At 41.6% G+C, this 26583-nt stretch carries 27 protein-coding genes and 4 tRNA genes; 17 read left to right on the forward strand and 14 right to left on the reverse strand.

What is annotated here, in order from left to right; genetic code table 11:
• The first annotated feature begins 255 nt into the window (after window positions 1-255).
• Both rny and QY304_02995 read left to right on the forward strand, forming a co-directional pair.
• A complete protein-coding gene (rny, locus tag QY304_02990; protein ID WKZ26335.1) occupies window positions 256-1785 on the forward strand; it encodes a ribonuclease Y in 1530 nt (509 codons plus the stop codon).
• Window positions 1786-1975: 190 nt separating this feature from the next.
• Window positions 1976-2248, forward strand: coding sequence for an HU family DNA-binding protein (locus QY304_02995; GenBank protein WKZ26336.1), 273 nt, complete (start codon window positions 1976-1978; stop codon window positions 2246-2248).
• 517 nt (window positions 2249-2765) lie between these two features.
• Here the strand turns inward: QY304_02995 and QY304_03000 are convergent.
• Together QY304_03000 and QY304_03005 are read right to left on the reverse strand one after the other, a co-directional pair.
• Window positions 2766-2836: transfer RNA gene (locus QY304_03000), tRNA-Gly, on the reverse strand.
• Between the two features lie 332 nt (window positions 2837-3168).
• Entirely contained in the window at window positions 3169-3459 is a 291-nt protein-coding gene (locus QY304_03005; GenBank protein ID WKZ26337.1) for an RNHCP domain-containing protein, read from the reverse strand.
• 57 nt (window positions 3460-3516) lie between these two features.
• Here QY304_03005 and QY304_03010 point away from each other — a divergent pair.
• Window positions 3517-3587: transfer RNA gene (locus QY304_03010), tRNA-Pro, on the forward strand.
• A gap of 138 nt (window positions 3588-3725) precedes the next feature.
• Here the strand turns inward: QY304_03010 and QY304_03015 are convergent.
• The 4 genes from QY304_03015 to QY304_03030 all read right to left on the reverse strand — a co-directional run bounded on the left by QY304_03015 (window position 3726) and on the right by QY304_03030 (window position 5400).
• Window positions 3726-4139, reverse strand: a complete 414-nt coding sequence (locus tag QY304_03015; protein ID WKZ26338.1) for a YraN family protein — start codon at window positions 4137-4139, stop codon at window positions 3726-3728.
• A 199-nt stretch (window positions 4140-4338) separates the two neighbouring features.
• Window positions 4339-4409 (reverse strand) — tRNA-Gly (locus QY304_03020).
• Between the two features lie 273 nt (window positions 4410-4682).
• The gene (locus QY304_03025; protein ID WKZ26339.1) at window positions 4683-5132 is read right to left on the reverse strand and encodes a hypothetical protein; all 450 of its coding nucleotides are present in this window, start codon (window positions 5130-5132) and stop codon (window positions 4683-4685) included.
• Between the two features lie 196 nt (window positions 5133-5328).
• Window positions 5329-5400: transfer RNA gene (locus tag QY304_03030), tRNA-Arg, on the reverse strand.
• Window positions 5401-5462: 62 nt separating this feature from the next.
• On the opposite strand from QY304_03030, the gene QY304_03035 reads away from it, so the two are divergent.
• Window positions 5463-6950, forward strand: a complete 1488-nt coding sequence (locus QY304_03035; protein ID WKZ26340.1) for a CCA tRNA nucleotidyltransferase — start codon at window positions 5463-5465, stop codon at window positions 6948-6950.
• A 293-nt stretch (window positions 6951-7243) separates the two neighbouring features.
• Here the strand turns inward: QY304_03035 and QY304_03040 are convergent, their stop codons facing one another.
• Window positions 7244-8014: an exodeoxyribonuclease III gene (locus QY304_03040; protein ID WKZ26341.1), complete on the reverse strand. Its 771-nt coding sequence runs from the start codon at window positions 8012-8014 to the stop codon at window positions 7244-7246.
• 2 nt (window positions 8015-8016) lie between these two features.
• Window positions 8017-8142 (reverse strand): hypothetical protein, encoded by a 126-nt coding sequence (locus QY304_03045; GenBank protein WKZ26342.1) that lies wholly within the window; start codon window positions 8140-8142, stop codon window positions 8017-8019.
• A 77-nt stretch (window positions 8143-8219) separates the two neighbouring features.
• Between QY304_03045 and QY304_03050 the strand changes: the two genes are divergently transcribed.
• The 6 genes from QY304_03050 to QY304_03075 all read left to right on the forward strand — a co-directional run bounded on the left by QY304_03050 (window position 8220) and on the right by QY304_03075 (window position 14537).
• A complete protein-coding gene (locus tag QY304_03050) occupies window positions 8220-8570 on the forward strand; it encodes a glycine zipper domain-containing protein (GenBank protein WKZ26343.1) in 351 nt (116 codons plus the stop codon).
• A 96-nt stretch (window positions 8571-8666) separates the two neighbouring features.
• Window positions 8667-8939 (forward strand): 30S ribosomal protein S15, encoded by a 273-nt coding sequence (gene rpsO, locus QY304_03055; GenBank protein ID WKZ26344.1) that lies wholly within the window; start codon window positions 8667-8669, stop codon window positions 8937-8939.
• A gap of 59 nt (window positions 8940-8998) precedes the next feature.
• Window positions 8999-9532 (forward strand): NYN domain-containing protein, encoded by a 534-nt coding sequence (locus QY304_03060; protein ID WKZ26345.1) that lies wholly within the window; start codon window positions 8999-9001, stop codon window positions 9530-9532.
• 148 nt (window positions 9533-9680) lie between these two features.
• Complete coding sequence (locus QY304_03065) at window positions 9681-10289, forward strand: hypothetical protein (GenBank protein ID WKZ26346.1); 609 nt, start codon at window positions 9681-9683, stop codon at window positions 10287-10289.
• Window positions 10286-10999, forward strand: a complete 714-nt coding sequence (locus tag QY304_03070) for a hypothetical protein (protein ID WKZ26347.1) — start codon at window positions 10286-10288, stop codon at window positions 10997-10999. Before QY304_03065 ends, QY304_03070 begins: the two co-directional genes overlap by 4 nt.
• Window positions 10986-14537, forward strand: coding sequence for a right-handed parallel beta-helix repeat-containing protein (locus QY304_03075; GenBank protein WKZ26348.1), 3552 nt, complete (start codon window positions 10986-10988; stop codon window positions 14535-14537). The genes QY304_03070 and QY304_03075 overlap by 14 nt, the downstream gene beginning before the upstream one ends.
• Here QY304_03075 and QY304_03080 read toward each other — a convergent pair whose 3' ends face one another.
• The 6 genes from QY304_03080 to nusA all read right to left on the reverse strand — a co-directional run bounded on the left by QY304_03080 (window position 14538) and on the right by nusA (window position 19399).
• Window positions 14538-15035 carry a type II secretion system protein gene (locus tag QY304_03080; GenBank protein ID WKZ26349.1) on the reverse strand — a complete coding sequence of 166 codons (498 nt, stop codon included), beginning with the start codon at window positions 15033-15035 and terminating at the stop codon, window positions 14538-14540.
• A gap of 57 nt (window positions 15036-15092) precedes the next feature.
• Entirely contained in the window at window positions 15093-16106 is a 1014-nt protein-coding gene (locus QY304_03085) for a trigger factor (protein WKZ26350.1), read from the reverse strand.
• 112 nt (window positions 16107-16218) lie between these two features.
• Window positions 16219-16542 (reverse strand): hypothetical protein, encoded by a 324-nt coding sequence (locus QY304_03090; protein WKZ26351.1) that lies wholly within the window; start codon window positions 16540-16542, stop codon window positions 16219-16221.
• Between the two features lie 23 nt (window positions 16543-16565).
• A complete protein-coding gene (locus QY304_03095; GenBank protein WKZ26352.1) occupies window positions 16566-17591 on the reverse strand; it encodes a dockerin type I domain-containing protein in 1026 nt (341 codons plus the stop codon).
• Between the two features lie 80 nt (window positions 17592-17671).
• Window positions 17672-18196, reverse strand: coding sequence for an inorganic diphosphatase (locus QY304_03100; protein ID WKZ26353.1), 525 nt, complete (start codon window positions 18194-18196; stop codon window positions 17672-17674).
• A 24-nt stretch (window positions 18197-18220) separates the two neighbouring features.
• Window positions 18221-19399 carry a transcription termination factor NusA gene (nusA, locus tag QY304_03105; protein WKZ26354.1) on the reverse strand — a complete coding sequence of 393 codons (1179 nt, stop codon included), beginning with the start codon at window positions 19397-19399 and terminating at the stop codon, window positions 18221-18223.
• A 181-nt stretch (window positions 19400-19580) separates the two neighbouring features.
• Here nusA and QY304_03110 point away from each other — a divergent pair, with 181 nt between their 5' ends.
• From QY304_03110 to QY304_03140, 7 genes are all read left to right on the forward strand, one after another.
• A complete protein-coding gene (locus tag QY304_03110) occupies window positions 19581-20360 on the forward strand; it encodes a GC-type dockerin domain-anchored protein (protein ID WKZ26355.1) in 780 nt (259 codons plus the stop codon).
• 308 nt (window positions 20361-20668) lie between these two features.
• On the forward strand, window positions 20669-21994 hold the full coding sequence (locus QY304_03115) for a hypothetical protein (protein WKZ26356.1): 1326 nt from the start codon (window positions 20669-20671) through the stop codon (window positions 21992-21994).
• Window positions 21995-22003: 9 nt separating this feature from the next.
• Entirely contained in the window at window positions 22004-22342 is a 339-nt protein-coding gene (locus QY304_03120) for a hypothetical protein (GenBank protein WKZ26357.1), read from the forward strand.
• A gap of 49 nt (window positions 22343-22391) precedes the next feature.
• Window positions 22392-22973, forward strand: a complete 582-nt coding sequence (locus QY304_03125) for a hypothetical protein (GenBank protein WKZ26358.1) — start codon at window positions 22392-22394, stop codon at window positions 22971-22973.
• Between the two features lie 80 nt (window positions 22974-23053).
• Window positions 23054-24805, forward strand: a complete 1752-nt coding sequence (locus QY304_03130) for a GspE/PulE family protein (GenBank protein ID WKZ26359.1) — start codon at window positions 23054-23056, stop codon at window positions 24803-24805.
• 7 nt (window positions 24806-24812) lie between these two features.
• Window positions 24813-26036: a type II secretion system F family protein gene (locus QY304_03135; protein WKZ26360.1), complete on the forward strand. Its 1224-nt coding sequence runs from the start codon at window positions 24813-24815 to the stop codon at window positions 26034-26036.
• Window positions 26037-26074: 38 nt separating this feature from the next.
• Window positions 26075-26572: a prepilin-type N-terminal cleavage/methylation domain-containing protein gene (locus tag QY304_03140; GenBank protein WKZ26361.1), complete on the forward strand. Its 498-nt coding sequence runs from the start codon at window positions 26075-26077 to the stop codon at window positions 26570-26572.
• The last annotated feature ends 11 nt before the right edge of the window (window positions 26573-26583 follow it).

Genomic DNA, 26583 nt, shown 5'->3' on the forward strand with positions numbered 1-26583 from the left:
TACCGGCCCCGGGGCGTTTCCACGCCCCGGGGCTTTTTCCTAGACTTTTTTGAAACTATAGAGTACTATAAAAAAGTACTTTTATTTTTTTAATTTGATGATTTCGCTTCTTTTTAGCTTTTCTTTCGGATTTTTCCTAAATTTTCAGGTCATGTTCAAGAAAAAACCAATCTTACCAAATTCTTTACTTCCTTTTTAGGATTTTTCTGCGTTAGAAAATAGAAAGTTCAGAAGAAAGCGAATTCATTCGCTTTTATGTCGTTAAAAATAGTGTTGCTGTTGCTTATAGCGGCGGGTTTAGCCGGAATCGCTTTTGGCTACTTTTTGCGTTGGATTATTTCACTTGGCAAAAAGGGTTCTGTTGAGCTTGAAATCAAGCAGAGAATTTTTGAAGCTAATACCGAAGCTAAGAAAATTGTTTCGGAAGCTGAAGAAAAAGCCAGAAAATTTCTTGAAGAAGCAAAAAAAGAAATCAAAGAAAGAGAGGTTGGAATTAAGAGGCAAGAAGAGAGGTTGATAAAAAAAGAAGAATTTTTGGATAAAAGGCAGGTTGATATAGACAAAGAAGCTGAAAGTATAAGACAGAAAGTTGTTGAAGTCAGGGCGATTAAGGATAAAGTTGATGAGGTTTTGAAACAACGTCAATCGGAGCTTGAGAAAATAAGTCAATTAAGCAAGGACGAGGCCAGAAAGGAACTTTTTGCTTCTGTTGAGAAAGAGAGCGAAGAAGATTTGGTTGCCCGGATGCAAAAACTTGAATCCCAAGCAAATGAGCGCTTGGAGAGAAAGGCGAAAGATATTTTAGCTACTACGATTCAGAGGTTGGCGTCTTCGGTTTCTTCAGACATTATGACCACAAACGTTGTAATTCCTTCTGATGAAGTGAAGGGTAAAATTATCGGCAAAGAAGGGCGTAATATCAAGGCCTTTGAGCGGGTAACTGGCGTTGAAGTTATAATTGATGACACACCGGGCTCTATCACTCTTTCTTCTTTTGACCCTATCCGACGTCAAGTTGCTAAAGTGGCTTTGGAAAATCTTATTTTAGATGGCAGAATTCAGCCGGTAAAAATTGAGGAGATGGTTGCTAAATCAAAAGAGGAAATTAGCAAGATAATTAAAGAAAAAGGTGAACAAGCGGCTTACGAATGCGGGGTTTTGAATCTTGATCCAAGAATTATTATGATTCTAGGCCGACTCCATTTCCGTACCAGTTATGGTCAAAACGTGCTCCAACACTCAATTGAAATGACCCATATTGCTGGAATGCTTGCCGAAGAGCTTGGGGCAGACATTGCTGTAGCTAAAGCCGGCGCTCTTCTACACGATATCGGCAAAGCCCTTGACCATGAAGTAGCCGGTAGCCACGTCGAGATCGGACGCAGAATTCTTCAAAAGTTTGGCGCTAGCGAAGAGATTATAAAAGCTATGCAGGCCCATCATGGTGAATACCCTTACGAGACCATAGAGTCAATAATCGTTCAGGTGGCTGATGCTATTTCTGGGGGACGCCCGGGCGCCAGAAGAGATACGGTGGAAAACTATTTGAAACGCCTTGGAGAGCTTGAGGCAATAGCCAATTCATTTAAGGGGGTTGAAAAATCTTACGCTCTGCAAGCCGGAAGAGAGATCAGGATTTTTGTTACTCCAGATCAAGTTTCTGATTTAGATGCCCAAAAAATGGCTAGAGATATAGCTTTAAGAGTTGAAAATGAGCTAAAATATCCGGGTGAAATAAGAGTAACTGTTATTAGAGAAACTAGAGTTGTAGAATATGCTCGGTAGGGGTCAGCAGTAGAGAGGATATCAGATAATAATTTTTTCCTGGAACGTCTAGATTTGAATTGTGAAGAACACTTGCTCTTAAAAAACCTTGATATATAATGTTTTTTGAGCTATAAAGCAAGAAAGCTTTGTGGAATAAGGAAAAGTCGAATTTCCTTTCTGACAATTTATCAGTAAAAATCGTTTTACTATGAATAAAGCATCAATTGTGGAGGCCGTTCACGCCAAGATCGGTGGTACCAAAGTTCAAGCCGAGCAGGCCGTTGATACGGTAGTTGATTCAATTATTAGTGCCTTGAAACAAGGTAACGAAGTTTCTATTGCCGGCCTCGGTATCTTTTCAGTTAAAACTCGCGCCGCAAGAACCGCTCGAAATCCTCGCACCGGCGAGAGTATTCAGGTTCCTTCAATGAAGGTTCCTAAGTTTAGAGCCGCCAAAGGTCTTAAAGACGCTGTAAAATAACGGCTCAAGAGAAAAGGAATTTCCATAAGGTCTGCAAAAACATCCTGCTAAAAGCAGGATGTTTTTGTTTTGGTGCGGGATGGGAGAATCGGTCACAAATATTTTGCTTCGCAAAATTTCGCTACCCCGTCTCGCTCTCGCCTTCGGCGAGAAGCTCCGACCTTCGATTCTCCACGCAGGCAAAGCAGTTTGCCTGCTCATCCCTTCCTCACTACGTTCGGTGCGGGATGGGAGAATCGGTCACAAATATTTTGCTTCGCAAAATTTCGCTACCCCGTCTCGCTCTCGCCTTTGGCGAGAAGCTCCGACCTTCGATTCTCCACGCAGGCAAAGCAGTTTGCCTGCTCATCCCTTCCTCACTACGTTCGGTGCGGGATGGGAGAATCGGTCACAAATATTTTGCTTCGCAAAATTTCGCTACCCCGTCTCGCTCTCGCCTTTGGCGAGAAGCTCCGACCTTCGATTCTCCACGCAGGCAAAGCAGTTTGCCTGCTCATCCCTTCCTCACTACGTTCGGTGCGGGATGGGAGAATCGAACTCCCGACCGCGGTTTGGAAAACCGCTATTATACCATTTAACTAATCCCGCCCTTTTTCTAAACTCTAAAATACTAGCAAAAAACAAAAACCTCGACAAATTTGTCGAGGTTTTTGTTTCTGAAAAGTCAGTGAAAGTTACATAGAACCTTCTCCACCTCCTTCTGTTCCTTCAGTTTCAGGAGCCGGGGTAGTTTCTTCTCCGTTGTCTACTGGTGTTTGATTGTCGTCCATTGTTTTTTATATTAACCCTGCAAAACCTGCCATCAAAAATTTATTTTAGCGGCAGACAAATCAGGATGTATTGATAATTATTAAATCCGGCTTTTAGCCAGATTCTTCCCTATTATACACTATATCTAGAAAAGTCAAAATATTTATCCCTCAATTATCAACATCTAAAGCTTTCTGGAAGTCGTCATTTACATCCAACTTATTTGTTTTTTCTAAACCGCATGAGAGGCATTTGTGCAACAATAGATTTTTCTGGCTTCTCTTGAAAAAAGAAATCGGCTTCATGAGTCCACCGCAGTCCGAGCCCCTGTCCCCCGGGTTTATATCTACATGCCGGCTCCAAAGGCAAACGGGGCAATGATTGGTGTAGCCGTTTCCTTTCACAAACTGTCTGCAATTCAAACACTCAAAGTCCTCTATTTTTCTTTGAAATCTTTTCATTAAAACATTCATTGTTCTTGAGAAATATGCTAGCATAGCGATGTTGAAGAAAAAAGACGGAGCGTAGTATAACGGTAGTATACATGGTTTGGGACCATGCGGTCCGAGTTCGATTCTCGGCGCTCCGAACGAAACGAAGTGGGGTGAGGGGTGAGCAAGCCAACTTCTTGGCCTGTGTTCGGAATAGAACGATGGAGCATGTTATGAGGGTGGGAAACACTCTCGGTGTCTCGATCAAATAAAGATTTGGTTTCTATCTAATTTTTCTATTCCGGCAGAATGTCCTCAATCATCCGGACTTTTGCTGTTTTTCGGTCCGGGCTTAATAGAATTGCAATTACCGCGAATTTCCAATCAGAATTTTCCATTTTATTTTGTAATAAATACGTTTGGACAGCCATGCCGATTCTCTTTATCTTATGCTTCTCGACTCTTTCTTCCGGCCGATTCAATTCCCTATCTTCTTTCTCAAGACTAGTTTTGACTTCAATGAAATAATAAAAAATGTCTTTTTTAGAGACAATGTCTATTTCCCCAAATTTTCGTCTAAAATTACGATTAAGTATTTTATAACCCTTATTTTTGAGGAATTTGCAGGCAATTTCCTCACCTAACTCCCCTGTTTCTAAATGTTCCGGCAATTTTTTATTGTCTTTTTGACTTTTAAATGAAAATACCATTTTTACGGCTTAAACAAAGGATTTTTGGGTGAAAAATAATAATTTTTTGTCCAATAAAATTTTGTCCTTTATGCACATTTCCCCAGAGTTATCCACAGATATTGTCGTTAAGAAGTTATATTTTGATGCTAGTGTGTCCGCACGATAATTTTGTGATAGCGCACGGCACAGGGTAAAAACCAATGGTAAAAATTTAGTGTGCGGGTAGGGAGAATCGAACTCCCGTCTGATCCTTGGCAAGGACCTGTCATACCACTAAACTATACCCGCAGTATCATTAAAACTTTTAACTTGTAAAAGTTAACGATAACCATAATAACAGAATAATAAATTCATTGTCCAGAGTAATTTGTTGTTAGTTTTGGTTATCGGTCATCATTTATTAGTTATTATAAACAATGTTTTTCTTTGTCGGAGTTCGGATTACTGAAATTCTAACGAATTTCAGTCTTGGCGGCAAATTCTTTGTTCTTTTAAATTATTAAAAATGAAAAGACCACCGTTCGCTTTCGCTACTAGGCGGCCTGGCTGTGGAGGGATGTTCTACTCGTTCATTCCCACCATCTTCTTGAGCTCATGCAGTAAGCTCTTCTTCGGATTGGGATTGAGGTCGTTGCTGACGTCCCAACTTGCACCCGAGTGGATGATATGCAGGATGCGCTCACGCAACTTCATCACATCCTTCGCCGAAGTGCCCTGCACGGTTAAGATCAAGTTTCGAGAGCCGAACCGCAGAAGATGCTGATCGTTCTGTTCGTACTCCTTGAACCCATTGCGACACACTTGTCCATGTGCGTTGCCGAGGTAGAAGTAAGCTTCCAACGGCTCCTGGGGGCCGCGCCAACCCTCTCGCGGATCTGTGGAAGAGACATTAATCCCCATCCTCCAACTCACAGTCATCCCCTCCGGAACGACGAAGTCATCCGGCAGGGTGACGAACGAGAGTTTGCGGACGACTTCTCCTTCGCGATTCAAAAGAACTAGACTCGACATGGTACTACTCCTTTCTTCTTTGCGTCTTGAGTTGTCCCAAGATCGCTGAGTGAAGTGAACAAGCCATCATGGTGATTGCTCTAAATATTAGTATAGCAATTTATACTAGTTTGTCAAGGTTTCGTGAAGATAAAAAACAGCCATATTTCAGGTCATTTTTCACTCAAAAATCCAATGATTAACTTTTCCAACGCGGTGCCCCCGGCAGGAATTGAACCCACATCAACCGGTTCGAAGCCGGTTATTCTATCCATTAAACTACGGGGGCGATGCCTAAAATTATATTGAAAAATTAGCGAAAAATCAAAGTCTGTAATAAAATTTAAGATTATGCATCTGAACAATCCTAAAATTCCTAAGGAAATAATAAAAATTGCCGAAGAGTTGAAAAATGCCGGTTTTGAAGCTTATCTTGTGGGCGGTTGTGTTCGAGATTTGATTATTGGATTGAAACCGAAGGATTGGGATTTTGCCACCAATGCCCTACCCGACGAGATAATGAAGATTTTTAAAAACTCATTCTACGAAAATGAATACGGTACTGTCGGGGTTGTTAACGATTCGCCAGACGATGGAAATTTAGACGAGACTTTGAAAGTCGTAGAAATCACCCCCTACAGAGAAGAGACCGGCTATTCTGATTTTAGAAGGCCAGATGAAGTTAAGTTCGGGACAACATTGGAGAAAGACTTGAGCCGTAGGGATTTCACTATAAACGCCATAGCTCTAGACCCACATAAAGGACAAGTTATTGACCCATATAAAGGACAAGTTGATATAAAAGACAAAATTATAAAGGCCGTAGGCAAACCAGAAGAAAGATTTGGAGAAGACGGTTTAAGAATTCTAAGAGCTGTCCGTTTAGCTTCGGAGTTGGGATTTGAAATTGAAAAGCAAACAAGGACAGCGATTGTTTCCGGTTCGAGTTTCATAAGAAACATATCTCAAGAAAGGATAAGAGATGAGTTTTCTCGAATAATAATGTCAAAAAGCCCAGAAAATGGCCTTATTCTTTGCCAAGAGCTAGGTATTTTAAAAGAATTTTTACCAGAATTGGAAAGAGCTGTTGGGATAAAACAAAATAAAGCGCATTCTTACGATGTTTGGACGCACCTTTTAAAGAGTTTACAGCATGCAGCCAACAAAAATATGTCTTTTCACGTGAAACTATCAGCTCTATTCCACGATATTTCAAAGCCAAATACTAGGAGGTGGTCAGAAGAAAAAAAGGATTGGACTTTTTACGGTCACGATGTTGTTGGTTCACGTGAAACAGAGAGAATATTAAAAAGACTGAAGTTTCCCGTGAAAACGGTTGAGAAAGTTTCTAAACTGGTTAGATGGCACATGTTCTTTTCTGACACCGATAAAATAACACTTTCTGCGGTGAGAAGATTGGTTGCGAATGTGGGAAAAGAAGATATTTGGGAATTAATGGATTTAAGGTCTTGTGATCGAATAGGAACAGGGAGGCCAAAAGAAAGCCCATATAGATTAAGGAAATTCCATTCAATGATAGAAGAGGTTATTGCTGACCCAGTCTCTGTATCTATGCTAAAGATAGATGGTGCGAGAATAATGGAAGTTACACAAGAAACACCCGGACCAAGAATAGGTTTTATTCTGCACGCACTACTTGAAGATGTTTTGGATGACCCGTCTTTAAATGATGAAAAATACTTAGAAAATAGGGCAGTTGAGCTATCAAAATTGGCAAATTCAGAACTTGAGAAGATAGGGCAAAGCGCAAAAGGTAGGAAGGAAGAGGAGGAAAACAAAAAATTGGCTGAAATTCGTGGAAAATACTATGTTAAATAGCCAAGATACAGGTTTCACTTGAAACAGACAAAGCCTCGCGGTTGCGAGGCTTTTTTGTCTTTAATCGCCACGAGCAGAAATATCAGATAATTATACCTAGTTTTTAAGATGAAGTTTGTAGTGTGTATTTATCGAACATCTCCGTTCGGGCGTTTTGCGGTTGAACCGCTGAAGAACAACATCTACTCGGCAACAGAGGTTGCCTAAAAGACATCCTTTTTAATTATACAAATTAATAAAGGACATAAAAGTTTTTAAAGGACAAATATGTGGATAACTCGAACGAGTAATGATTATTTGGCTATATTTAAAGAAATAGGGCAGTGGTCTGAACCAAAGATTTCGCTGTGTATTTTTGTTGAGATTAAATTTGGCATAAGATCTTGACTGGCAAAAAAATAATCAATTCTCCAACCAACATTTCGGTTTCTGGCAAAAGTTTTCATATCCCAGTAGGTGTAAGCTTCCTTTATGTCGGGGTAAAAATGACGAAATACATCCAAATATCCTCTTGCTATGACTTTGTCTATCCACGCGCGTTCTTCTGGAAGAAAACCTGTGTTTTTTGAATTTTCTCTTGGTCTGGCCAGATCAATTTCTTTGTGTGCGGTGTTTATATCTCCACAAAATATGACAGAAAGCCCCATTTTTCTTAGATTTTCTGTGAATTTTAAGAATTCTTCGTAGAATTCAAGTTTGAATTTTAATCTATCCGGCCCGCTCCCGCCGTTTGGAAAATAGACATTTATTAAAGCTAAATCACCAAAATAAGCCGTTAAAAGCCGTCCTTCTTTATCAAATTTTTCTTGCCCCATTCCTTCTTCAACTGCGTCCGGTTTGTCTTTTGAATAAATGGCAACTCCGCTATAGCCCTTTTTTTCTTTGGAGTGGTCAAAAAAGCTGAAATATCCTTGAGGATTTCTGACCTCTTCCGGAAGTTGGTCTGGATGAGCTTTGGTCTCTTGAAGACAGAGAATATCGGGCTTTTCGTTCAAAAACCAATCCCAACAACCCTTTTTATAGCAAGCCCTTATGCCATTTACGTTCCAAGATATGATTTTCACGGCTAAATGATAACACGGATGAAAATGAAAAACCGACCGCCCTTGTGCTTGGCAGTCTTGGATTCGGCGGAACCCAGTTTCTCTTTGGAGATTAAGATGACCACAAGCGGTGCCCTATTTTTGGCCATTTTTACACACATCCATTAAATCTAGTAAAAAGTGCCAAAAGTGTTTAGACATTACCTATTTTAATTGACTTTTTGCTTTGTTTTGCTATAATAAAGGTAGATTTTTCGAAAACCTCTTGGACCTTCGGCTTGTTGCTGTTGGTTTCTTGAGAGACAAGAAAAAGGAGCGGGGAATGAAAAGGCAAAGGCAGAAGTCCGCGCCTTTGGCGGCGGCAGGAACGCTACTGTTCGTGGTCGCGTTCGGTTCCGGCTGCTCAAATGCCGGGGAAGGTGCCTTGTCTGGCGCCGCGCTCGGGGCTCTGGCTGGAATGGGACTTGGGTCCCTTACCGGTAGCATGGGGCAGGGCGCGGCCGCCGGTGCGATCATCGGTGGCGTCGGGGGAGCAGTCATCGGCGACCAGAACAGTCGCCAGGAAAGGTACCGTTGACCCCGGAAGGGCTGTCCAGACTGAACCGAAAGGTGAAAGTCTGGCAGCCCCATTTTTTTGAATTGATATTTTATTAAATTATGCTAGAATATAGCTATGTTGACAAAGAATAAGAAACAAAGGGCCATAAAAGCTGTAAAAATCCATGATTCTGATACTGGGTCCCCGGAAGTTCAGATCGCCATTTTAACAAAAAGGATAGAAGAGCTTTCTGGTCATTTAAAGAAAAACAATAAAGACAATCATTCAAGAAGAGGTCTTTTGGGTCTAGTTGCTAAACGCCAAAAGCATATGAATTATCTTGCCAAAAAAAATCCGGCCAGATATAGGTCTGTTTTAAAAAAGTTAGAACTTAAAAAGGTTAAATAATGCCTATTTTATAAGATAAATTTTTACGACGAGAATCCTTCTCGTTTTTAAAGTGTTTTATGTCTGTAATTAAACACGCGCATCAGAAAGTTGGAGTTTTCATAGATACCCAGAATCTTTATCACAGTGCCAAGCATTTATACAACGCTCGAGTTAACTTCGGGCAAGTTTTAAAAGACGCGGTCTCTGATCGACTCATAATTCGAGCTATTGCTTATGTCATAACGACGGAAACCGGCGAGGAAAAGGCCTTTTTTGAGGCATTGGTTAAACTTGGGATAGAAACCAAGACAAAAAACCTCCAGATTTTTGCTGGCGGGGCTAAAAAAGGGGATTGGGATGTCGGGATTGCTGTTGATGCTATAAAATTTGCGCCGAAACTTGACGCTGTTGTTTTGGTTTCGGGTGATGGTGATTTCGTGCCTCTTGTTGAGTATCTTAAGACCAATCAAGGTTGTCAGGTTGAAGTTGCTTCTTTCAGGCGCTCGGCTTCAAGCCGGCTCATAGAAGTAGCTGATGATTTTATTGATCTAGATAAAGATCCTAAGAAATATCTTCTTCAGTCTAGCCGACCGAGAAGGCAGAGAGGTTAGTTTTTTCGGATTGTTGGTGGGCTCTCGAAATAGGGTAGTGATGCCTGACGTTTTTCAGGCCTTTTTGTGTATAAAAGTGTTTGTAAAAATTTAGATTAGATAGTATATTTTGTTTCGGGTCAAATTTTATGAATCTAATTTTTTTTAAATGAAAAAATCAATAATCGTCTTAGTTATTGTTGTAGCTCTGGTTGTAGTCGGAGCGGTTTGGGCTTTCAACACCAACCGAGCCGTCGCACCGGAGAATGGAGTTGTCCAAAATGGGGAGGTTGATACTTCCGATTGGCAGACGTATCGAAATGAGGAGTTAGGGTTTGAGTTTAGGTATCCAAGGGAGTGGGGGGAAGTTGCAGTTTCTCCGGTAACTCCAATAGTTTCAATGGTTATAGGCATACCAGGTAATGATCAGAGTAAAATTCGCTTTAACATAAATTCTGCTCAAAGAACTGATCAACAGTTGAAAAACTTAGTATATTTACAGGTAGAGGGAGATCAGTGTGAATTCAATCTAGCAACCTCAAGAGAACTTCCAAATAGTAAATTTTCCAGTATAAGAATGGAGCAAACACAAACACGACTATCCTGGGAAGAATGTCTGACTATTTCTAATACTATTCCAGACGATAGAAAAGAAAGAAAAGTTATTAGTCCTCACGCCTATACCGTTGTCTATCTTAATGACAACGAAGTTCCAGAAGTTATGCGAAAAGATTATCAGGAATTTAAATTATTTATAAAATCGTTTAAAACGATATGATGATCAAACAAAAACATCTTTTTATCACTATTCTTGTTTTGGGTCTGTTCACTCTATCTTTACTTGCTGTAGCAGACACCACGAATTCTACACAATCTCTTATTTCTAATTCTGAAACAGAAAAAGATGTTGTGGAGGGTAAATCAAAAACCACTAGTTCTAGCGACCCGATTCTCCCAATAATTACTGATACACAAAAGCCAGCAACAACCTATACTCACCCAGAACTCGGTTATTCTTTTGAGTATTTATCAGATTGGTTGCTCGGCACTTATAAAAGCAACGGCTATGAGGCAGTAGGACTATGGGACCCCGTAGCACAACAGCAAGAGGGCGCGGAAGGCCATCTCATACAAGGGGCGAAGATTGAAATATCCACCTGCAACTGCGCTCCAATAAGTTCTTTCAAAAACACAATCGTAGAACGAACCGGAAAAGGCCCTGAAACAATAACCAGTGTTTCTGAATCAACCCTTAATATTTATAAGGACCAAACACCAGTATCAGTTGTAAGAGTAGATTACAAAACAGAACTCGGGGGAGGTAAAAGCGTATATTTTGTTGGTAGAGATGGATTGCTTTATGTGCTCACTTTAGGGATTCCGAATCTTGAAACTTTGGGAACTGGCCAACTTCAAGAATACAGGTCTGTTTTTGAGGACGTGATTCAATCATTTACCTTTAGCGAAATTGCTTATGAAAACCACTAAGATATTAAGCATAATTTTTGGAACACTCATTTTCTTTGCTGTAGTTTTATCTGTTTTTGCCAACCCAAGAATATTATATCTACCTTTTACTGATCTTGAAGTTTTTCTCAAGCACGGATGGTACTATGATGAACAGGAAACAGATGAGCATAAAGGAATAGATTATTTCAAAGGACAGTCAGGAAACTGGCAAGAGTTTGAAATTCTCGCTGTGGCGGGAGGAGTAGCTGAGTATAGACCAAATGGTAGTCCAACGTGGGGTAATTATGTTGTTATTGACCATCAAACCGGCTCACCCCCTTATTATACCGTTTACGCTCATCTAGAAAGCTCACCCTTACCCGCTTATACACAAACGGCAGTTAATGAAGGTGATTTAATAGGTATTGCTGGTGCTACTGGGTTCACCGATCCACCGGGAACAGTTCATCTACATCTTGAATGGTCAAAGGACGGAATAGGGCAGTTTGGTACTAAACTTGATCCTTATGGGATTAAAAAATATTACACATATTATCCTGGTTATCCAAATTTTATAGATTGTGGCATTGACCTTCAAAATCCAGGTGTTTTCTGGTGGACAGAATGTCCGCCGATTCCACCTGGTGGAGGCGGGGATGATCCACTTCCGGTAATAAATGTTTCCGGAAATATCACCGAAGACACAACATGGAAAGCGGGGTATGTGTATTTAATTCAGGGGTCAGTGACGGTGGTTGAAAATGTAACTTTAACTTTAGAGCCCGGAGTAATCGTCAAATTTCAAAACACCTCCTCCCGCTTCAACATCTACGGAAACCTCTACGCCCAAGGAACCCAACAAAACAAAATCCACTTCACCTCATACAAAGACGATACGGTCGGCGGTGATTCAAACGGAGATGGCAACAATTCATCGCCGGCTCCCAGCAATTGGCGGCAAATCACTGTCTTTGAGAATGGTTCAGCCGATCTTTCCCACGCCGTCTTGCGCTATGGCGGCTACACTTGCGCCTACTGCGGCATCAATCCCGGAGGTCTTTTAGTGGACGGCGGACAACTTACCCTCGCCGACACTTTGATTGAGAAGAACAATTATGGGATATATTTCAAAAACATCACCGGCACTACAAGCATTTCCAACTCCACCATTTCTAACAACACTTCTTATGGCATCTTCTCAACCGGCGGCAACCACGACATATATCTCTCCAACTCCACCATCTCCAACCATTCCGATACCGGTATCTATGCTTCCGCCAGCGCCACAACTACTGTTTCGCTTTTGAACAATACTTTCCAGAACAACCAAACAAGAGACGGTTACTTTTCCATTTCCAACATTAACTTCATCAACCAAGGGAACACTACTTCAGGCACCGGAGGCAACGGCTTCCACATTTCAGGCACTCTTTTAGGCAACCAAATCTGGAACCCTGGTGTCCCTTACATTATCAGCACCGTCACCTTACCGGCCGATACCACTCTCACAATTAACCCCAATACCATCGTCAAATTTCAAAACACCTCCTCCCGCTTCAACATCTACGGAAACCTCTACGCCCAAGGAACCCAACAAAACAAAATCCACTTCACCTCATACAAAGACGATACGGTCGGCGGTGATTCAAACGGAGATGGCAACAATTCATCGCCGGCTCCCAGCAATTGGCGGCAAATCACTGTCTTTGAGAATGGTTCAGCCGATCTTTCCCACGCCGTCTTGCGCTATGGCGGCTACACTTGCGCCTACTGCGGCATCAATCCCGGAGGTCTTTTAGTGGACGGCGGACAACTTACCCTCGCCGACACTTTGATTGAGAAGAACAATTATGGGATATATTTCAAAAACATCACCGGCACTACAAGCATTTCCAACTCCACCATTTCTAACAACACTTCTTATGGCATCTTCTCAACCGGCGGCAACCACGACATATATCTCTCCAACTCCACCATCTCCAACCATTCCGATACCGGTATCTATGCTTCCGCCAGCGCCACAACTACTGTTTCGCTTTTGAACAATACTTTCCAGAACAACCAAACAAGAGACGGTTACTTTTCCATTTCCAACATTAACTTCATCAACCAAGGGAACACTACTTCAGGCACCGGAGGCAACGGCTTCCACATTTCAGGCACTCTTTTAGGCAACCAAATCTGGAACCCTGGTGTCCCTTACATTATCAGCACCGTCACCTTACCGGCCGATACCACTCTCACAATTAACCCCAATACCATCGTCAAATTTCAAAACACCTCCTCCCGCTTCAACATCTACGGAAACCTCTACGCCCAAGGAACCCAACAAAACAAAATCTACTTCACCTCATACAAAGACGATACGGTCGGCGGTGATTCAAACGGAGATGGCAACAATTCATCGCCGGCTCCCAGCAATTGGCGGCAAATCACTGTCTTTGAGAATGGTTCAGCCGATCTTTCCCACGCCGTCTTGCGCTATGGCGGCTACACTTGCGCCTACTGCGGCATCAATCCCGGAGGTCTTTTAGTGGACGGCGGACAACTTACCCTCGCCGACACTTTGATTGAGAAGAACAATTATGGGATATATTTCAAAAACATCACCGGCACTACAAGCATTTCCAACTCCACCATTTCTAACAACACTTCTTATGGCATCTTCTCAACCGGCGGCAACCACGACATATATCTCTCCAACTCCACCATCTCCAACCATTCCGATACCGGTATCTATGCTTCCGCCAGCGCCACAACTACTGTTTCGCTTTTGAACAATACTTTCCAGAACAACCAAACAAGAGACGGTTACTTTTCCATTTCCAACATTAACTTCATCAACCAAGGGAACACTACTTCAGGCACCGGAGGCAACGGCTTCCACATTTCAGGCACTCTTTTAGGCAACCAAATCTGGAACCCTGGTGTCCCTTACATTATCAGCACCGTCACCTTACCGGCCGATACCACTCTCACAATTAACCCCAATACCATCGTCAAATTTCAAAACACCTCCTCCCGCTTCAACATCTACGGAAACCTCTACGCCCAAGGAACCCAACAAAACAAAATCTACTTCACCTCTTACCGAGACGACACAATCGGAGGTGACTCCAACGGAGATGGCAACAATTCATCGCCGGCTCCCAGCAATTGGCGGCAAATCACTGTCTTTGAGAATGGTTCAGCCGATCTTTCCCACGCCGTCTTGCGCTATGGCGGCTACACTTGCGCCTACTGCGGCATCAATCCCGGAGGTCTTTTAGTGGACGGCGGACAACTTACCCTCGCCGACACTTTGATTGAGAAGAACAATTATGGGATCTACCGGCGGACTAGCGGTAATGTTTCCGTCACTCAAAGCTCAATTAAAGAGAATACCTCCTACGGCATATATCACACCGGCACCGGGACAACGACCGCCACTTCAAACTGGTGGGGAGATCCGAGCGGGCCTTATCATCCGCAAAACAATCCAAACGGACAAGGCGACAGAGTCTCAAATAATGTGGAATTCAGCTCCTGGTTAATTGAGGATCCTTTTTGGAAACAATTTATATTTCCCAAAAAGTAGCTATCTTACAACTTTCATTGGAATGTTCTCGTCAATTTCAGCCGACCGGGCGTAAATTATTATTCTATTTCCTTCCTCGGCGCCCGTCTTGCCGATATAGTAGCCGGTATTGTAATCAGTTTTGTCTTTTAGGTGCCCGTCTTTTGGGTCAATTGGCATTTCGGCAATATATTTTGGCACTAAGCAATCATACAGATCAATTTCTCCTTGCGAGCTTCCAGATTTTATAACTGTGGTTGGCAAGCCATTGTCATCCTGACTTGTTAGAATTTCTTTTTCTACTCCGTTGCAGGTAAAGATGCCTCTATTTTCAGCCATATTTTGGCCGACAGCATTTAAAATAGCGTGGATTGCGCTAGCCCTCTGCGTGTCGCGGGCTTGGGCGAACTGATGCCCCGGATTAATAGCAACTAAAACTATGCCAGCCAAAATGGCCAGAATCCCAATGACTATTAGAACTTCAATTAGAGTAAATCCCAGTTTTTTGTTTGTTTCCATAAAAAAGACAAATCGCCATTTTTAAATTTTAATTTTTGGCAATATTCCTTTTTTATTTTACTGCTGATTCTCCAAGAACTCCAGAACCGCTGTGTTTATAAGAATTGTTTCTACAAAGATTTCAGCTCGATTTCTATCAGCACCCGGGTATTCTTTAATAACCTTTTCAACTTCTTGCTCCAAGATTTTCGGGTCAGCGGTAATTTTTTCCACAGCGGCTATTTTGTTCAGCACCAACTGGCTTTGAGCCCTTTTTTCTGCCTGTGGACGCCAATCTTGCCTTATTTTCTCTTCATCGGCCTTGGTTTTTTCCAAATAATCTTTAAATGACATACCGGCGACTTCTATCTCTTCTTTAAATTGCGCCAACATCTTTTCCAACTCTCCTCTTACTAGAATTTCCGGTAATTCAATTTCTGAATCTTTTATTATTTTTTCCAGAATTGCTGTCCTTTTTTTGTTTTTTTGTTGGTGCTTCTTTTCTTCTTTTAAATTTTGTTTGATCTTTTGTTTTAAGTCTTCTAAATCTGTGAAATTTCCAAGCTCTTTTACGAAATCTTGATCCAATTCCGGCAATTTCCCATCTTCCTGTTTTCGGGCCTGTCTGACTGAATCTATTACCTTTTCAACTTCGTCATCACCAACTTCAGGATCCTCCTCAATCGGATTTTTGTCTTCCGAAGCGATTTTTTTGTAGTCAGCTAATTTAACTTCCGGCACTATTGAGGTTTTAATTTTTACACCAAGCTCGTTGCCTAAAGCCAGTTTTGTAATGGTAACTTCCGGCCGACCTATAGCTTCAATTTTGTGTTCCAACAAAATTTGCGGATAAATTTCTTTAATAGCTTCTTCAGCGGCGTCTTCGAGAATCCGAGCTTCGCCGACTTTTTCAATAATCATTTTTTCCGGCGCGTTTCCTTTACGAAAACCGGGGAGCTCCAAGTTTTCTTTGTATCTTTTTACAATCTTTTTTCTCTGCTCCGCTAGTTTTTCTGCTGAAATTTGCAGGTCAATTTCTATCTCGGCGTTCCCGAGTTTTTTTATTTCCAATTTGTAATTTTTGTTTGTCATCGTCCAGGCACTATATACTTTTTGCTTTTTATTTTCAAGTTTGGGGTTTAAACAAAAAATCCCGCAGAAGCGCGGGATTTTTTGTTTCAGAATAGAGTATAGAGTTTTGTTGTTAGATTTCCTCGATTTCTCTTGCCGCGGCTTCTAGCTCGGCGTCCAGATTGCTAAGGTCTGTTTTTTCGAGATCAGCTTCTATCGATGCCAACTCGTCTGAATCGTCCAAACTTCTAAAGTCTCCCAATTCGTTTTCTATATCAGTAACCGATGGCTCATTGGCCGATGGGCCTATTGGACTTTCATCGTTGATAAAGAAGTACAAACTGCCGACAATTATCAAAGCTAGGATAATAACAAGGCCGATTGTTGGGCCCCAAGATTTGGAGTCTCCAGATGATGTTTGAGAGTTTGCGTTTTGGTTGTTTTCAAAATTATCCATAAAATTTTTTTAACTTTTTAATTTTATTGTGACCTCATACTTATGACAACCTCCACAAGCGCCTGATGAGCTTCTTGTATTGTGTTTCTCAAGTTGTGGACGAGTTCTCTAATTCTAGCAAATTCTTCCGTCAGGTTTTCTCCTGTCAAAATTTCTTGGTAGTTTTGGGATACTGTCGTTAATTTGGCGCTAGCGTCTTCGATTTTTGTTCTGGCTTCGGCCAAAAGATTTTTAGCTTGGGTTAGGTCTTGGCCTTCAGCTTCACTTTTTTCGATTCTTGATTCAATTCTGTCCGCCAAATTATTTAATCTCTCTATTGCGGCAGTCATTCTGGTCAGCATATTACTCATGTATTTTAGGTAATTTCTGACGCGCATTTCAACGCCTCTTTCAATCTGCTCTGGGCTCATTGTTCCAGCTAGTTCTGCTCTGCTGACAGCTCTTTCAACTAGAGCCGGAGAGACATTCTTGCTTCTCAAGCTAACCTCCTCTTCTTGCATTGAGACCGCCAAACACCTTCTCTGAAGCTCTGATGCTCTGACTGTTTGACACTTTTCCAAAACTCCAGAAATTCTAGGAAGATCTTCTTGATATCTAGTGAAGTTGTTCAAAAGGAGTAGGGCATCAAGTGTGTTGACTGTTCTGTCGTTATTTAAGTCGGCTGGGCAACTTGTGCTAACCGCAGGACAAGGTCCGAACGATTCGACTAATATTTTGAAGTCTGTGAAATCAACGTGACCGTCGCCATTAAGGTCGCCAAAGATTCTGTCTTCTGGCGGTACCAAAGAGGCAATTTGAGTTAAACTTGCCCGACCAGGCATTGCTCCGCTTCTGATTGGCGAAACTGATGCCGGATTCATTCTGGAATCGCGGATAACTGGATTAACTCCTTGCACATTTTCTTCTGGGACTGGAATAATATTCCCCAAAGTTCTATTGATTTCTTCGTTTATCCTGTGGGAAGGCGCTTCTTGCTCAACTTCAGCATAAACGGCTGGCGCTGAAAAAATCAGCCCCAAAGACAAAACAAAAATGAAATTTTTTTTCATATGGTTTTTGTTAAAATAATAAATTTAAACTTATAAAAAAACTCGTTACTTATTACAAAGACGTAAATATCTAAGTTTTCTTACTTCCGGTCTTCTGATTTATACATTTCAACCGAGCGTAAAAATGCTTTTTGCGCTTCGTCTTTGCCTTTAAATCCAAGAATCACAACTTCTTTGTTTTGCAGTTTTTTGTAAGTTGAAAAGAAATGCTCGATTTCTTTTAGAGTGTGCTTGTTTATGTCTGCCAAATCGTGTATTTCGGAAAAACGCGGGTCATCAACTGGAACGGCAATAATTTTGTCATCGCTATCCCCGCTGTCTGTCATATTTAAAATTGCCACCGGTCTTGCTCGGACTAAAACGGAAGGCAAGAGCGGAAAAGTGGTTAAAACTATGACGTCCAAGGCATCGCCGTCATCCCAGAGTGTTTGTGGAACAAAGCCGTAGTCCATCGGATAGTCTTGAGCGGTGTGCATTGTCCGATCCAGAGCGATTAAGCCGGTTTTTTTATCAATTTCGTATTTATTTTTTGAGCCACGCGGAATTTCAATAATCACATTCATTTTTTCCGCTGTCCCCGGGTCTATGTCGTGGAGAAGATTCATAATTATTCCGTATTTATATTTTTATTATTCTGTAAGGTTTTCTTTGATCTCTGTTTCTCCCGTTGCATCCGCTTCCGCCAGATTTTCGCCTTTGGCAGACCTGACATCTATTTTCCAGCCGGTTAATTTGGCGGCCAGTCGGACATTTTGTCCGCCACGGCCAATTGCAAGTGACTGTTGGTCTTCCGTAACAAACGCTATCGCTTTGTTTTCTTTCTCATCTATCTCAACTTCCATGACTTTAGCAGGCGACAGGGAATCTTCAACAAATTTTTTCGGATCTTCAGACCATTCTATTATATCAATCTTTTCTCCGCCAAGCTCGGACATTACTGTGGAAACTCTGACTCCGCGCTGGCCGACCATCGAACCGACTGGATCTATGTGTTCGTCAATTGAGGCGACTGCGATTTTTGAGCGCGAACCGGCTTCTCGGGCGACTGTCTTGACCACTACTGTTTCAGCGCTGATTTCCGGCACTTCAGCTTCAAAAAGTTTTTCCAAAAACTTCGGGTTTGTTCTGGAGAGTCGTAGAAAAATACCTCTAGCACTTTCTTCTACTTTGTAGAGATACGCCCTGACTCTTTCTCCCTGTGAAAATCTTTCTCCTGGTATTTGGTCTTCAAAAGATAAAATTCCAGTTGCTTTACCAACATCTATGAATATATTTCCTCTCTCAATTCTCTGAACCGTTCCACTGACGATTTCCCCTTCTTGTGCACCGTATTCTTTAAGAACCGCCACTTTTTCGGCCTCTCTGATTTTTTGGATTATGACTTGTTTAGCTGTCTGTGAAGCGATTCTGCCGAAATCCCCCTTAGATTCAAGAGGAAAGACCAATTCTTCGCCGACTTGCGTGTCCTTCTTAACTTTTTTGGCGTCCTCAATCCAGATATGGTGTTCCGGATTGAATAATTCTTTAACTGGTTCTTTTTCGTCTTGTTGTTCAGCTTTGATTTCCTCTAATGCTTCCTTGTCGGCAACTGCGGTATTTTCATCCACAACTATCTTTACTTGGAAAAATTGGGCTTGGCCGGTTTGCGGATCAAACTGGGCTTTGATAATTTGACCTCGTTCGCCGTATTCTTTTTTATAGGCCGTGGCCAAAGCCGACTCTATGGCTTCAAAGGCCTTTTCTTTCGGCACACCCCTTTCTTCTTCAAGCTGTTCTAAAACTGAATTTATTACTTTTAGGTCAAACATTTATTTTATTTATTTTTCTAAAAATTAAGTCCGCCGGAGGGCGAACTTCAAGTGTCCTTATTTTACTCTTTTGCAATTTATTAGTCAAATTCGGGGTGTAAGAATGGGTGTAATACAACGTCTTCATTGGTGGTCGAAACGAAAGATTACTTTAGATTTTACTTTATAAACAAAGTTAATTATGAAAAATTCAAAATTTATTAGAGTCAGTTTTTCTGTGGTTTTGGTTTTTGTCTTGGCTTTCGTCGTGTCTGGTGTGGTTTTTGCCCAATCAGACAATGATACGAGAGTTAATGACAGGGCAAAATCGATTGAGCCGATTTCAGTAATGCCGGTAAGTTTGCAATTCGGCAATATTCTTAGAGTCGGTTCAGACAACGAAAATGTCAGACAGTTGCAAGTCAATCTTAAACGCTTGGGTTATTTCCCAGCTGAAGTTTCTGAAACTGGTTTCTTTGGTTCAATAACCGAAGAAGCGGTTAGAAAATTTCAGATTGCCAGAAGTATTCCTGTTTCAGGAATTGCTGATAGTGTGACTCTTGGCGCTTTGATGAAAACTGCCAACCCAGCTAGAGTTTCTGCCGAAAGTCTTGTTGGTACACGCTGTCTTGCTGATTGGAATAATGACGGCCTCGTTGATACAAGAGATTTACTGGCTTTCTTGAACGCCTGGTCTGCTAAAGACATCTCGGCTGATATAAACAGAGATAACGTTGTAGATCACCTAGATTTTGGGATGTTTGTCAGAGTTTGGAATCAGGGCTGTCCCGCACCAAATCTAGACAAATGTTCTTCAACTGACTTCAACAAGGACAACGTAATTGATACTAGGGACTTAACCTCTTATCTAAACGCTTGGACTTTGAGAGACATCTCGGCTGATATGAATGGCAATGGCTCTGTTGAGCAAGAAGATTTTCAAACCTTCCTTGATCTCTGGAAAGAGTGTTCTGTAAGATAAATACCGAAACTTGCTTGACTAAAAATACGAAACAACCCTGCCTTTAGGCGGGGTTGTTTCGTATCTTCCTTTTTTTGATATTTAGTGTTAAATTTATTTTGATGAGAATAATAAAGGCTCCCCGGGGCAAAGCCACAGGGTATTGTCAGAACCCGCTTTACTCGTCCATTCGCGTGACAGAGCCGCGCGGTATTGAACCTATATTAGCTCCTCGGCCGTCGGCACGATGGAGTCGGCCTTTGGCCAGACGAAGTCAGCCGTCGGCACGATGGAGTCGACCTTTGGCCAGACGAAGTCGGCTCGGAAATGTGAAAGCTTTGCTTTCCCATTTCTCTCGCTCTACGTCGCTAATAAAAGGAAGAGTTTTTGTTTATTTTGCTTTTCCCGTTATTTTTTCTATTCTATTTTCTGTCGGTCTAAATTCTGCCAATGCCCAGATTGGTGGTGGGGTTCCAACTTTTACAAAACTTTATGGCGCCGCTTGGTCTTCTAATATCGGCTGGATAAGTTTCAATTCTTGCGAGGTGGATTTGTCGGAAGGAGCGGAGGACTGCCCACCGGGGGTTTCGTATTCTGTCCAAGTAAATAATGAGACAGGTCTTATGACCGGCACCGCTTGGTCTCCCAATGTTGGCTGGCTACAATTTGGCGGTTTGTCTGGTTTTCCTGAAGGCGGTGGTACTGAAGCGACCAATGCCAAAATTGTGCTTTCACAGGGAGCGTCCTTCGGGAAGGTTGAGGGCTGGGCTAGATTTTTAGCTGGTACGGATGACCCGGATGACGGCTGGGATGGTTGGGTTTCAATGTCAGGAACTAATTATCCATCCCCGCAAAGTAATGGTAACGGCGGAGTAACTTATAATGCGGAGCTCGGTAAATTACTTGGTGCTGCTTGGGGTGGGCCGGTTGTCGGTTGGATTTATTTTGGCGATACGACGGGTGATTGGCCGAATGTTTGGTATGGCTTGCCAGACGCAGTGCCGGACGAGTTTGATTATTCTCTAGACTCTTCGTCTCCTAATTATGAAATTTCAATTCCTGCGGGTGGATCAGGAGATGTTACTGTTTCTATAGATTTAGAGAGTGGGGAACCAGAAAGCGTAGAATTGTCGTATCCGGTAAATCCCAACGACGGCATCTCTGTTTCTAAAGTTGGTGGTGATGAAAATCCTTGTGTACCAATGCAAAATGACAGTTGCGAGATTATTCTTCGGATAAGTGTTGGGGGTGATGTGGAGGAAGGAGAATACGAATTTATTGTTTCCGGAACTCCATTAGATAAAAACACAACGGTGAGATTTTCTGTGCCCGCTCCGCAACCGCCACCGCCGGTCGTAAATTGCTCGGCTGAAGGTGGAATAGCCGGCGGGAAATTCTTCTTTTTAGACGAAACGCCAGTTAATTGGAGTGCTTCCATATCTATAACAGGAGAGGGTGAGCCGGAAGAGCCGGAATATGTTTGGCGGAGCGATGGTATAGTTGTGGCTGATTGTGATGATGACGACGAGTGCGAATTGTCTTATACGACCGTCGGTCCAAAATTGACTGAAATATCAATTGACGGCGGTTTGGAATTCTATCAATGTGACCCAATATTTATAATCCCGAGAAGTATCTTCTTTATAGAAATTTAATAAAAAACTATGGTTCATAAAGTTTATTCTGAAGAATTGGAAAAGAGATTAAAAAGAGTAAAATGGTATTATCTCGGACTTTTCTCTGCTATTTCTGTTGCCATTATTTTATTACTTATAGTTATTAGGTCCGAAACCCGTTTTTTTGTTGAGGTGCAGGAGACGAGGGTTAGTTTGACAGCCGAAGAAAGGACAGAGATTGAAAATCGACTACTGGCTGGTTGGGCGAAAAGAGATTTGGGTTTTAACGAGCGCAGGGAGATCGAAATAAAGGTCTTGGGGGCGGATGTGGAAGCTAAAGTTTTATCGCCAGAGGAAAGAGAAAAAATTGAAGAGCGTTTAAAATGATTAAAAATTATAATTTAATTTTCAAGTCTGACTTGAAACTTTAAAAATTATGAAAAAATATTTAACAAGCGTAAAAATTGTAATTCTGGCCGGCGCATTATCGGTCGGAGTCGGTTTTGTCTTGGCACAATGGACACCACCAGGGCAACCTTTTCCAGATGGTAATACGCCACCTCCGGTGAATGTTGGTTCAAGTGAACAGGTCAAAGAAGGTTCTTTTTGGGCGAACTTTATCGGCTCACAAGGTCCGGCTTATGTTGCTGGAAATTTTGAAGTCGGCAGTCGGCTGACAATTGCCGGTGGTGATCCGGAAGCTACTAAAATTTTAGTAGCTGAAAACAACGAAGGGCTGGTGGCTTGGAGCAGTGTCAGTTCTTTTTCCTGTGAGAGAAGAACAAGCACTTCTGCCAATTCTTCAACCGCTTCGGTCTCCTGTGTGCCCGGGGAAATTTTAACTGGCGGAGGCGGGGATTGTGGTAATCGGACCATGAATTACTCAAGACCCCATGCAACTCAAGAGAGGTGGGAGGTTCAGTGCGCACAAATTGCGACTTCGGTTTCTGCAATGGCAATTTGTTGTGAACCAAATTTGAGATTTCTTGATGTTGGTGGGCCAATGCAACCTATTTAAAAAAATGTGAACAAAAAACCCCGCTTTCGCGGGGTTTTTTGTTATAATTCAATTGTAGAAATTTTTCTTAAACATTTTTTATGCACGTTAACTCGGAACAATTAAAAGAATTTATCGTTGACTCCGGTCTAATTTCTCAAAAGGATTTAAAAGAAGCGGAAAAAAAATCTAAATCTGAAAAAAAACAACTGGAAGACGTGCTTCTTAAAAATAATTTGTTAAATACCGATGAGCTTCGGAGGATTCAAGCTATGGTTTTAGGCATTCCCTTTGTAGATCTTAAAAATCAAAAGATTGATTTTGAAGTTTTGTCTCTAATTCCGGAGCCGGTGGCTAGAAGTCACAGCATTGTGGCTTTTCGAAAGACTAAAGATTCTCTTGAGGTGGCAATGCTTGATACTGATGATTTACCAGCGATTGATTTTGTCAGGAAGCGGGTTGGCTTGAAGATTCTACCCCGCTTGACCAATGAAGAGTCAATTAGAGATGTTATTCTCCAGTATCAAAAATCACTTAAAGCTGAATTCGGAGAAATAATCAAAAAAGAATCAGATTCTCTGAAAATGGTGACAGAAGGCGGACCCGAGGAGATGTCGGGCGACGATTTGAAAAAGCTGGCGGAGGATTTGCCGGTCGTAAGGATTGTTGACACTCTTCTCAAACACGCAATTATTCAAAAGGCGTCCGATATTCATATTGAACCACTGGAGAGCCAAGTTGTTGTTCGTTATCGCATAGATGGAATTTTGCGCGATGCGATGGTTTTGCCGAAAAATGTCGCTTTAAGCATAATTGCTAGAATAAAAGTTCTTGCTAACTTGAAATTGGATGAAAAGCGCTTGCCGCAAGACGGTCGTTTCAGGATTGATATGGCCAGCGAGAAAGTTTCTTTTCGCGTCTCAACTCTGCCGGTGTATTACGGAGAAAAAGCTGTTATGCGCCTTTTGCGCGAGAACGCCTCCGGTTTTACTTTGGAATTACTTGGTTTTCACGGTGAGGCCCTAGAAAGAATTCACACTGCCACACGGCTTTCAAACGGAATGATTTTGACCACCGGTCCGACCGGTTCCGGAAAAACCACAACTTTGTATTCGGTTTTAGAAATTTTGAATACCCCGGATGTAAATATTTCAACCATTGAGGATCCAGTTGAATATCAAATGAATAGAGTGAATCAAACCCAGGTCAAACCGGAAATTGGACTGACTTTTGCTGCCGGATTGAGAACTCTTGTCCGTCAAGATCCAGACATAATTATGGTTGGCGAAATTCGAGACAATGAGACAGCTTCTTTGGCGGTCAACGCCGCCCTGACTGGTCATTTAGTGTTGTCCACTTTGCACACCAATTCGGCTGCGGGCGCTATTCCTCGTCTGATCGACATGAAGGTTGAGCCGTTTCTTATTGTTTCAACCGTTAATGTTGTGATTGCTCAACGCTTGGTTAGAAAATTAACGGAAAAAAGGGAGAAACATTTTCTGACTCAAGCCGAATTAGACAATTTAGGCAAAATGGTTGATCTGGAAAGAATTTTGGATTTTCTTAAAGAGGAAAAAATTGTTGACGCAAAAGCCGATTGGAAAGAAATTCCTTTTTTCAAACCAAAGCCGGGTGAAGAATCGGAAGATGGATTTAGCGGTAGAATCGGAATATATGAAGTTTTAAAAATCTCACCTTCTATAAAAGAATTAATCTTACAGAGTAAAACCGACAAAGAAATAGAAGAGCGAGCTAAAAAAGAGGGAATGATGACAATGATTGAAGATGGGATTTTTAAGGCGGTTCAGGGCTACACTACTATTGAAGAGATTTTAAGGGTTATTTCAGAATAAAAATAAAATGAAATTTAATTTCAAAGCGATTAAATCAACAGGCGAGCGTTATGAAGGTGTCAGGGAGGCAGTTGACGAGCGCTCTCTTTATAGTGAATTGAAAAAAGCGGGAGATACTGTAATTTCAGTTTTTGAAGTTAAAGGTAAAAAGAAGAATTCTTTGGTGGCGAGTTTGTCCGGACTTTTTGGACGAGTTGGAGCATCTGAAAAAATAAATTTTGCGAAGAATCTCGGTTCGATGATTGATTCGGGGTTGCCAATGACGCGCTCTCTTTCGGTTTTGGAAAGGCAAACTAGAAACAAAAAATTCAAAACAATAATTTCACGGATTCAACAAGGCGTTGGTCGCGGTGAATCTTTGAGTGAGTCGGTGACGCAATTTCCCGAAGTTTTCTCGCCCCTCTTTGTTTCTATGGTTAAGGCGGGCGAAGAAAGCGGAAGTATCGCTAAATCGCTTAAGTCTGTATCTGAACAAATGGAAAGAACACGTCTTTTGGTCAGCAGGTTGAGGGGGGCAATGATTTATCCGGCGATCGTAATCTCGGTAATGCTTATAATCAGTGTTTTGTTGCTTATCTTTCTGGTACCAACTTTGACCCAGACTTTTTCCGAGCTTGATCTGGATTTGCCCTTGAGCACCAGAATAATAATTGGCTTAAGTAGCTTTCTTAAAGAAAATACTTTTTCTTCTTTGCTTATCTTGGTTTTTCTAGTTTCTTCAATGGCTTTTATTTTCCGGACGAAAGGTGGTAGAAGAGTGTTGAGTTTCAGTTTTCTTAAAATGCCGGTGATTTCAGCTTTGATAAAAGAAAGCAATTCCGCCCGCACAGCTCGCACGCTTTCAAGTTTATTATCCGCTGGAGTTGATTTTTTGGTTGCGATTCAGATAACTCAAGAGGTTGTTCAAAACCCCTTCTACAAAAAAGTCTTGAAAAAAGCCGAGGAGAATGTGAAAAAAGGCGATTCCATTGCTTCGGTTTTCTTGGAAAAGAACGCTCAGAATTTGTATCCGCCTTTTGTCGGCGAAATGGTTTCTATTGGGGAAGAAACTGGGAAGCTTTCGGAAATGTTTTCCAATATCGCCGATTTTTATGAAGAAGAAGTCAATCAAAAGACCAAGAATTTTTCTACGATTGTTGAACCGGTTTTGATGGTTTTTATCGGACTCTTTGTTGGTATTTTTGCTGTCTCAATGCTCGGTCCGATTTACTCGCTCGTTGATGCACTGTAGAATAACAATCAGTTTTTGTGCAGAAGGTTTAGCTTTTTATGTCAAAAATCAAAAATCAAAAATCTTTTTTTAAGCAGGGTTTTACTCTTCTTGAAATTCTTGTTGTCATCGTTATTGTCACCATCTTATCGTTTATTTCCTACGCTTCTTTTGCCGCCTTGCATAAAAACAGAATATTAGAAAAAGAAGCGGGTGTTGTAGTTTCTGTGCTCGAAGAAGCGCGCTCTCTCTCAATTTCTTCAAAAGATGCCTCACAATACGGAGTTTTTTTTGAAGTTGGGGGCAATACAATAGCTTTGTTTTCCGGAGCTAATTATTCTCCCGAGTCGCAAGACAACAAAGTTTATATTTTAGATGAACTGGTTGTCATTTCTGGAGTAAATTTGGTCGGTGGGGAGACCGACACAGTTGTTTTCCAAAGATTGACTGGCGCGACTGATCAACATGGGACAATTGTTATTGCTCGCACTCAAGATTCAGAGGACAATATTACTATCGCTGTCTATCCGACCGGTGTAATAGAGAGATTAGAATAGTCTAATATTTT

This window comes from Candidatus Paceibacterota bacterium (assembly GCA_030583745.1).
Classification (GTDB): Bacteria; Patescibacteriota; Minisyncoccia; order Phycocordibacterales; family BOKC01; genus BOKC01.

What these genes read in the sequence shown, in the direction of transcription:
- rny (WKZ26335.1), top strand. Translation starts at nt 256, where the DNA reads ATGTCGTTAAAAATAGTGTTGCTGTTGCTTATAGCGGCGGGTTTAGCC.
- QY304_02995 (WKZ26336.1), top strand. Translation starts at nt 1,976, where the DNA reads ATGAATAAAGCATCAATTGTGGAGGCCGTTCACGCCAAGATCGGTGGT.
- QY304_03005 (WKZ26337.1), bottom strand. Translation starts at nt 3,459, where the DNA reads ATGAAAAGATTTCAAAGAAAAATAGAGGACTTTGAGTGTTTGAATTGC.
- QY304_03015 (WKZ26338.1), bottom strand. Translation starts at nt 4,139, where the DNA reads ATGGTATTTTCATTTAAAAGTCAAAAAGACAATAAAAAATTGCCGGAA.
- QY304_03025 (WKZ26339.1), bottom strand. Translation starts at nt 5,132, where the DNA reads ATGTCGAGTCTAGTTCTTTTGAATCGCGAAGGAGAAGTCGTCCGCAAA.
- QY304_03035 (WKZ26340.1), top strand. Translation starts at nt 5,463, where the DNA reads ATGCATCTGAACAATCCTAAAATTCCTAAGGAAATAATAAAAATTGCC.
- QY304_03045 (WKZ26342.1), bottom strand. Translation starts at nt 8,142, where the DNA reads ATGGCCAAAAATAGGGCACCGCTTGTGGTCATCTTAATCTCCAAAGAG.
- rpsO (WKZ26344.1), top strand. Translation starts at nt 8,667, where the DNA reads ATGTTGACAAAGAATAAGAAACAAAGGGCCATAAAAGCTGTAAAAATC.
- QY304_03060 (WKZ26345.1), top strand. Translation starts at nt 8,999, where the DNA reads ATGTCTGTAATTAAACACGCGCATCAGAAAGTTGGAGTTTTCATAGAT.
- QY304_03065 (WKZ26346.1), top strand. Translation starts at nt 9,681, where the DNA reads ATGAAAAAATCAATAATCGTCTTAGTTATTGTTGTAGCTCTGGTTGTA.
- QY304_03070 (WKZ26347.1), top strand. Translation starts at nt 10,286, where the DNA reads ATGATGATCAAACAAAAACATCTTTTTATCACTATTCTTGTTTTGGGT.
- QY304_03075 (WKZ26348.1), top strand. Translation starts at nt 10,986, where the DNA reads ATGAAAACCACTAAGATATTAAGCATAATTTTTGGAACACTCATTTTC.
- QY304_03080 (WKZ26349.1), bottom strand. Translation starts at nt 15,035, where the DNA reads ATGGAAACAAACAAAAAACTGGGATTTACTCTAATTGAAGTTCTAATA.
- QY304_03085 (WKZ26350.1), bottom strand. Translation starts at nt 16,106, where the DNA reads ATGACAAACAAAAATTACAAATTGGAAATAAAAAAACTCGGGAACGCC.
- QY304_03090 (WKZ26351.1), bottom strand. Translation starts at nt 16,542, where the DNA reads ATGGATAATTTTGAAAACAACCAAAACGCAAACTCTCAAACATCATCT.
- QY304_03095 (WKZ26352.1), bottom strand. Translation starts at nt 17,591, where the DNA reads ATGAAAAAAAATTTCATTTTTGTTTTGTCTTTGGGGCTGATTTTTTCA.
- QY304_03100 (WKZ26353.1), bottom strand. Translation starts at nt 18,196, where the DNA reads ATGAATCTTCTCCACGACATAGACCCGGGGACAGCGGAAAAAATGAAT.
- nusA (WKZ26354.1), bottom strand. Translation starts at nt 19,399, where the DNA reads ATGTTTGACCTAAAAGTAATAAATTCAGTTTTAGAACAGCTTGAAGAA.
- QY304_03110 (WKZ26355.1), top strand. Translation starts at nt 19,581, where the DNA reads ATGAAAAATTCAAAATTTATTAGAGTCAGTTTTTCTGTGGTTTTGGTT.
- QY304_03120 (WKZ26357.1), top strand. Translation starts at nt 22,004, where the DNA reads ATGGTTCATAAAGTTTATTCTGAAGAATTGGAAAAGAGATTAAAAAGA.
- QY304_03125 (WKZ26358.1), top strand. Translation starts at nt 22,392, where the DNA reads ATGAAAAAATATTTAACAAGCGTAAAAATTGTAATTCTGGCCGGCGCA.
- QY304_03130 (WKZ26359.1), top strand. Translation starts at nt 23,054, where the DNA reads ATGCACGTTAACTCGGAACAATTAAAAGAATTTATCGTTGACTCCGGT.
- QY304_03135 (WKZ26360.1), top strand. Translation starts at nt 24,813, where the DNA reads ATGAAATTTAATTTCAAAGCGATTAAATCAACAGGCGAGCGTTATGAA.
- QY304_03140 (WKZ26361.1), top strand. Translation starts at nt 26,075, where the DNA reads ATGTCAAAAATCAAAAATCAAAAATCTTTTTTTAAGCAGGGTTTTACT.